This window comes from Streptomyces sp. Root1310 (assembly GCF_001426425.1).
In the GTDB taxonomy this organism is placed as follows: Bacteria; Actinomycetota; Actinomycetes; order Streptomycetales; family Streptomycetaceae; genus Streptomyces.
In genome coordinates, this window is record NZ_LMEQ01000016.1 from 20,664 (window position 1) to 27,737 (window position 7,074).

Genomic DNA, 7,074 nt, shown 5'->3' on the forward strand with positions numbered 1-7,074 from the left:
TGTCACTATCTACGCACATCCCCCCTGCCCAAAAACGGCCAGGGGACGGCGGTTTGGGTACCGCGGCCGCCGGTCCGCTCAGGACGGACCGGGCTTCGGCGACGTACCCCACCGGCTTTCACCGCATCGGGCCACTTGCGTACACACGGCAGTTCGCGTCGATCCCGCGCGCCGTGACGGCAGCAATGCCCGGCACCTGCGTATCCACACATCCCGCCGCACCTTCGCGGCAGCCTGCGCCGCCGTGTGCGGACGGGGACCTGACGTCCTGCCTTTTTTCTTCCTAGAGATCCGCACGACGCGATCTCGCTGCAGAAACGACAAGGGGAGCTGAGTGGGTTGACGACTCTACCGACCTCAGTGGAAAGGGTTTCGGAAGACCGCCGGGCTCGCTCAGTCGGCATCGGCCGCGCCCATGCCAAGGCCATCCTGCTGGGAGAGCACGCGGTCGTGTACGGGACAGCGGCGCTGGCTCTGCCGATTCCGCAGCTCACGGCCACGGCGAGCGCCGGCAGGTCGTCGCCCGCCACCGACGCCCAGGGCGAGTTGTCCTTCACCATGACCGGCTCCGCGTCGCGGGCGGTGGTGACGCGCGCCTCGGACGGCCTGCGCCGGCTGACCGCGGCCTTCAAGGAGCGCATGGGCGTCGAGGACACCACGCATCTCGACGTGATCCTCGACGGCGCCATCCCGCCCGGCCGCGGGCTCGGCTCGAGCGCCGCGCACTCGCGGGCGATCGTCCTCGCCCTCGCCGACCTGTTCGGTCTCGAACTGGCCGACAGCACGGCGTTCGAGCTGGTGCAGGCGGCCGAGAACGAAACGCACGGCCGGGCCAGCGGCGTGGACACCAAGGCCGTCTGCGCGGCCGGCCCGCTGCGGTTCCAGGCGGGCGAGGTACGGGAGTTGAGCATCGGCCGCGACGGCCTGTGCATCGTCGCCGACAGCGGCACCGCGGGCAGCACCAGGGAAGCGGTCGAGCTGCTGCGTGCGGGATTCCGGCGCGAGGCCGGGGCGCGGGACAGGTTCCTGCACCGTGCCGCGGAGCTCGTCGCCGAGGCCGAGCAGGCGCTCGCCGAGGGCGAGCAGGAGGAGTTCGGCAGGCGGCTGACGGGTTATCACGAGCTGATGCGCGGCGCCGGTCTGAGCACCGACCGGATCGACGCGATGGTCGGGGCCGCGCTCAAAGCGGGCAGTCTCGGCGCCAAGATCACCGGTGGTGGGCTGGGCGGCTGCGTCCTGGCCATGACCCAGCCCGACCAGGCCAGGGAGGTCACCCGGCAACTGCACGAGGCCGGCGCCGTACAGACGTGGATCGTGCCGCTGAGGAGGCGGGTCAGCCGTGCGCTCTGAACAGCTTCTGCGACCGCGGGTGCGGGAGGGGGCGGCGGACGCCACCGCCGTCGCGCACCCGAACATCGCGCTGATCAAGTACTGGGGCAAGAGCGACGAGCGGCTGTTCCTGCCCCGCACCGACAGCCTGTCGATGACCCTGGACATCTTCCCCACGACCACCCGCGTCCGGCTCGCCGGCGCGGCGGAGCACGACACAGTCACGTTCAACGGCCGCCCCGCGACGGGCGAGGCCGAGCGGCGCATCGTGGCGTTCCTGGACCTGGTGCGCGAGCGGGCCGGCGTCGAGGGGCGGGCCGTCGTCGACACCGAGAACACCGTCCCCACCGGCGCGGGTCTGGCGTCCTCGGCGAGCGGGTTCGCCGCGCTCGCCGTCGCCGCGGCCGCCGCGTACGGCCTGGACCTCGATGCCGCCGGCCTGTCCCGGCTGGCCCGGCGCGGATCCGGATCGGCCTCGCGGTCGGTGTTCGGCGGCTTCGCCGTGTGGCACGCCGGCACGACCGCGGGCACCGCCGCGCAGGCGGACCTGAGTTCGTACGCCGAACCGGTGCGGGCCGCAGGCCTCGACCCGGCACTGGTCATCGCCGTCGTCAACGCGGGCCCCAAGGCGCTCTCCAGCCGGGAGGCCATGCGCCGCACCGTCGACACCTCCCCGCTGTACGAGCCGTGGGCGCTCTCCAGCAAGGCCGACCTGGCCGACATGCGGGCGGCGCTGAGCCGCGGCGACCTTCCCGCGGTGGGCGAGATCGCCGAGCGCAACGCGCTCGGCATGCACGCCACGATGCTGGCGGCGCGCCCCGCCGTGCGGTACATCTCGCCGGCCTCGCTGACCGTCCTGGACAGCGTGCTGCAGCTGCGGCAGGACGGCGTGCCGGCCTACGTGACGATGGACGCCGGCCCGAACGTCAAGGTGCTGTGCCGGCGCGCGGACGCGGAGCGGGTCGCCGAGACCGTGCGCGGCGCCGCTCCCGGCGGCGCGGTGCACATCGCCGGGCCGGGTCCGGGCGCCCGCCTGCTCAGCGAGGACGGATGACGACCGGCGCGCGCACCGTGGTCCGCCGCGCGCCGGGCAAGTTGTTCGTCGCGGGCGAATACGCGGTGGTCGAACCCGGCAACGAGGCGATCCTGGTGGCCGTCGACCGGTACATCACCGCCACCGTGAGCGCGGCCGTCGAGCCCGGCACGGTCGTCATCTCCTCCGACCTCGCACCGCGCGCGCTGCACCGGCACTGGCGCGACGGCCGGCTGGCCGGGGGCGACGGGCAGTTGCCCCCTGTGGAGTCCGCGATCGAGACCGTGAGCGACCTGCTCGCCGAACGCGGCCTGCCGGCCCCCGCGCTGCACATCTCGCTCAGCAGCACCCTGCACGAGCGGGGCAGGAAATACGGCCTGGGTTCCAGCGGTGCGGTGACCGTGGCGAGCGTCGCGGCCGTGTCGGCGTACTGCGGTCTGCGGCTCACGCCCGACGAGCGGTTCCGCCTCGCCCTGCTCGCCTGCGCCCGCATCGACCCCAAGGGCTCCGGGGGCGACCTCGCCGCCAGCACCTGGGGCGGCTGGATCGCCTACCGGGCGCCCGACCGGGCCCGGGTCCTCGACCTGGCCCGCAGCCTCGGCGTCCAGGAGGCGCTGCGTGCCCCCTGGCCCGGTTTCTCGGTACGGCGGCTGCCGCCGCCGGCCGGGCTGGACCTGCAGGTCGGCTGGACCCGCAGCCCGGCCTCGACCACGGCTCTCGTGTCCGACCTGCACCGGCGGCCCTGGCGGGGCAGCGCCTCGCACCACCGGTTCGTCCAGGCCACCGGCGGCCTGGTGCGCGCCGCCGTCACGGCGCTCGAGGCCGGCGACGGCCCGGGGCTGCTGCGGGAGATCCGGCGGGCCCGGCAGGAGCTGGCCCGCCTGGACGACGAGGTCGGCCTCGGCATCTTCACGCCCGCGCTGACCGCGCTGTGCGACGCGGCCGAGGGCGTCGGCGGTGCCGCCAAGCCCTCGGGCGCGGGAGGCGGCGACTGCGGCATCGCCCTGCTCGACGCCGGCGCCCCGCACGACATCTCGCAGGTACGGCAACGGTGGGCCACGGCCGGGGTGCTGCCCCTGCCCGTCCGCTCCGCCCCAGAAGGGATCGAGGAATGAGTAGTGCTCAGCGCAAGGACGACCACGTCCGGCTCGCCATGGAGCAGCAGCATGCGCACAGCGGACGCAACCAGTTCGACGACGTGTCGTTCGTCCACCACGCCCTGGCCGGCATCGACCGGCCGGATGTGTCCCTGGCCACGACCTTCGCCGGCGTCGCCTGGCAGGCACCGCTCTACATCAACGCGATGACCGGCGGCAGCGCCAAGACGGGTGCCATCAACCGGGACCTGGCCACCGCCGCCCGCGAGACCGGCGTGGCCATCGCGTCCGGTTCCATGCACGCCTACTTCAAGGACCCCTCCTGCGCGGACACCTTCCGGGTGCTGCGCACGCAGAACCCGGACGGGTTCGTCATCGCGAACGTCAACGCGACGGCGTCGGTCGACAACGCGCGGCGCGCCATCGACCTGATCGAGGCGAACGCCCTGCAGATCCACCTCAACACGGCGCAGGAAACCCCCATGCCGGAGGGCGACCGGTCCTTCGGGTCCTGGGCGCCGCAGATCGAGCGGATCGCGGCGGCCGTCGACGTGCCCGTGATCGTCAAGGAGGTCGGCAACGGGCTGAGCCGCCAGACGGTCCTCGCGCTGGCGGACCTCGGCGTGCGGGCGGCCGACGTCAGCGGCCGCGGCGGCACGGACTTCGCCCGGATCGAGAACGGCCGGCGGGAACTCGCCGACTACGCCTTCCTGCACAACTGGGGCCAGTCCACGGTGGCCTGTCTCCTGGACGCGCAGGACGCCGGCATCCCCGTGCTGGCCTCCGGCGGGGTCCGCCACCCGCTCGACGTGGCCCGCGCCCTGGCCCTCGGCGCCCGCGCCGTCGGCTCCTCCGGCGGATTCCTGCGCACCCTGGTCGACGGCGGCGTCGCGGCGCTCGTCACGCAGATCTCGGCCTGGCTCGACCAGCTCGCCGCCCTGCAGACCATGCTCGGCGCGCGCACGCCCGCCGAACTCTCCCGCTGCGATCTGCTGATCCACGGCGAGCTGCGGAACTTCTGCCTTGACCGGGGCATCGACACCTGGCGGCTCGCCCAGCGTTCCAGCTCCCTCGACGCCCTCCACGAGATGACGGGAAGCACACGATGACTGAAGCACACGCGATCGCCGGAGTCCCGATGCGGTGGGTGGGGCCCCTGCGCATCTCGGGGAACGTCGCCGACACCGAGATCCAGGTTCCGCTGGCCACCTACGAGTCGCCGCTGTGGCCGTCGGTGGGCCGGGGCGCGAAGGTGTCCCGGCTGGCCGAGAAGGGCATCGTCGCCACCCTCGTCGACGAGCGGATGACGCGTTCGGTGCTCGTCGAGGCCACCGACGCGCAGACCGCGCTCACGGCCGCACGCACCATCGAGGCCCGCATCGACGAACTGCGCGAAGTCGTGCGCGGGTGCAGCAGGTTCGCCGAGCTGATCGGCATCCGGCACGAGATCAACGCCAACCTGCTGTTCATCCGGTTCGAGTTCTCCACCGGCGACGCCTCCGGCCACAACATGGCGACCCTCGCCTCCGACGCGCTCCTGGAGCGCCTGCTGCGCACCGTCCCGGGCATCTCCTACGGGTCGATCTCCGGCAACTACTGCACGGACAAGAAGGCCACCGCCATCAACGGCATCCTCGGCCGCGGCAAGAACGTGGTCACCGAGCTGCTCGTGCCGCGTGACGTGGTGGCGGGCGTCCTGCACACGACGGCCGCGAAGATCGTCGAGCTGAACATCCGCAAGAACCTGCTCGGCACCCTCCTGGCCGGCGGCATCCGCTCGGCCAACGCCCACTACGCGAACATGCTGCTCGCGTTCTACCTGGCCACCGGCCAGGACGCGGCCAACATCATCGAGGGCTCCCAGGGCGTCGTCATGGCCGAGGACCGCGACGGCGACCTCTACTTCGCCTGCACCCTGCCCAACCTGATCGTCGGCACGGTCGGCAACGGCAAGGGCCTGGGCTTCGTGGAGACGAACCTGACCCGCCTGGGCTGCCGGGCCGACGGCGCCCCCGGCGAGAACGCCCGCCGGCTCGCCGTCCTGGCGGCGGCCACCGTGCTGTGCGGTGAACTCTCGCTGCTCGCGGCGCAGACGAACCCGGGCGAACTCATGCGCGCACACGTCCAGCTGGAACGCGACAACAAGACCGCAAAGGTTGGTGTCTAAGGCATGTCCCTCTCCATCGGAATCCACGATCTGTCTTTTGCCACGGCGGAGTTCGTCCTGCCGCACACCGAACTCGCCGCCCACAACGGCACCGAGATCGGCAAGTACCACATCGGCATCGGCCAGGAGTCGATGAGCATCCCCGGCGCCGACGAGGACATCGTGACGATGGCCGCCGCGGCCGCCGCGCCGGTCATCGCCCGGCACGGCGGCGACCGGATACGGACGGTCGTCTTCGCCACGGAGTCCTCGATCGACCAGGCGAAGGCGGCCGGCATCTACGTCCACTCGCTGCTCGGGCTGCCGTCGGCCACCCGCGTCGTCGAGCTGAAGCAGGCCTGCTACGGGGCGACGGCCGCCCTGCAGTTCGCCATCGGCCTGGTGCGGCGCGACCCCGCCCAGCAGGTCCTGGTGATCGCCAGCGACGTCTCCAAGTACGAACTGGACAGCCCCGGGGAGGCCACCCAGGGCGCGGCGGCGGTGGCCATGCTGGTCGGTGCGGACCCCGCCCTGGTGCGCATCGAGGACCCGTCGGGACTGTTCACCGCCGACGTCATGGACTTCTGGCGGCCCAACTACCGCAACGAGGCCCTGGTCGACGGCCACGAGTCCATCAACGCCTATCTGCAGGCGGTGGAGGGCACCTGGAAGGACTACACCGAGCAGGGCGGCCGCGCGCTGGAGGAGTTCGCCGCGTTCTGCTACCACCAGCCGTTCACGAAGATGGCCTACAAGGCCCACCGTCACCTGCTGAACTACTGCGGCCAGGACACCGACAACGACGCCGTCACCGCCGCCCTCGGCCACACCACGGCCTACAACACGGTCATCGGCAACAGCTACACCGCGTCGGTGTACCTGGCGCTGGCCGCGCTGCTCGACCAGGCCGACGACCTGACCGGCAAGGCGATCGGCTTCCTCAGCTACGGCTCCGGCAGCGTCGCCGAGTTCTTCGCCGGGACCGTCACCGCCGGCTACCGGGAGAACCTGCGCACCGACGCCAACCGCCGGGCCATCGCCCGGCGCACGCCGGTCGACCTGGCCGGCTACCGCGACCTGCACGAGCGCTCGTTCCCCACCGACGGCGGCGACCACGCCACCGAGCGGCACACCACCGGCCCGTTCCGGCTGGCCGGGATCAGCGGCCACAAGCGCCTCTACCAGGCGCGCTAGCGGCACCTCGCGGGCCGGATCGCGCGGGCGGGCACCCTGAGAGCCCCGCCCGCGCGATCCGGCCCTGTCATGGCCGCGTACCTGCCGGCCATCCGCACAAGCCAGTCACCGACCATACGAGGGGAGGGCAGCCGCATGACCGACGTCAGGATTCTCGGTACGGGTGCCTACGTGCCCGACCGGATCGTCTCCAACGACGAGGTCGGCGCACCGGCCGGCGTCGACGACGCCTGGATCACCGCCAAAACCGCCATCCGCGAACGCCGCTGGGCCGC

At 72.5% G+C, this 7,074-nt stretch carries 6 protein-coding genes and 1 pseudogene; all 7 read left to right on the plus strand.

Annotated elements, in window-relative coordinates; all coding sequences use genetic code 11:
• Positions 1-360: 360 nt before the first annotated feature.
• Positions 361-1,350, plus strand: coding sequence for a mevalonate kinase (mvk, locus tag ASD48_RS23855; protein WP_282438262.1), 990 nt, complete (start codon positions 361-363; stop codon positions 1,348-1,350).
• A complete protein-coding gene (gene mvaD / locus ASD48_RS23860) occupies positions 1,340-2,383 on the plus strand; it encodes a diphosphomevalonate decarboxylase (protein WP_057603746.1) in 1,044 nt (347 codons plus the stop codon). The genes mvk and mvaD overlap by 11 nt, the downstream gene beginning before the upstream one ends.
• Positions 2,380-3,477: a phosphomevalonate kinase gene (locus ASD48_RS23865; protein ID WP_057603747.1), complete on the plus strand. Its 1,098-nt coding sequence runs from the start codon at positions 2,380-2,382 to the stop codon at positions 3,475-3,477. Before mvaD ends, ASD48_RS23865 begins: the two co-directional genes overlap by 4 nt.
• Positions 3,474-4,568, plus strand: coding sequence for a type 2 isopentenyl-diphosphate Delta-isomerase (gene fni / locus ASD48_RS23870; RefSeq protein WP_057603748.1), 1,095 nt, complete (start codon positions 3,474-3,476; stop codon positions 4,566-4,568). The genes ASD48_RS23865 and fni overlap by 4 nt, the downstream gene beginning before the upstream one ends.
• The gene (locus tag ASD48_RS23875) at positions 4,565-5,626 is read left to right on the plus strand and encodes a hydroxymethylglutaryl-CoA reductase (protein WP_157880681.1); all 1,062 of its coding nucleotides are present in this window, start codon (positions 4,565-4,567) and stop codon (positions 5,624-5,626) included. Before fni ends, ASD48_RS23875 begins: the two co-directional genes overlap by 4 nt.
• Positions 5,627-5,629: 3 nt before the next feature.
• On the plus strand, positions 5,630-6,799 hold the full coding sequence (locus tag ASD48_RS23880) for a hydroxymethylglutaryl-CoA synthase (protein WP_057603750.1): 1,170 nt from the start codon (positions 5,630-5,632) through the stop codon (positions 6,797-6,799).
• Positions 6,800-6,934: 135 nt separating this feature from the next.
• A pseudogene (locus ASD48_RS45425) lies at positions 6,935-7,074 on the plus strand (3-oxoacyl-ACP synthase); the annotation flags it as partial.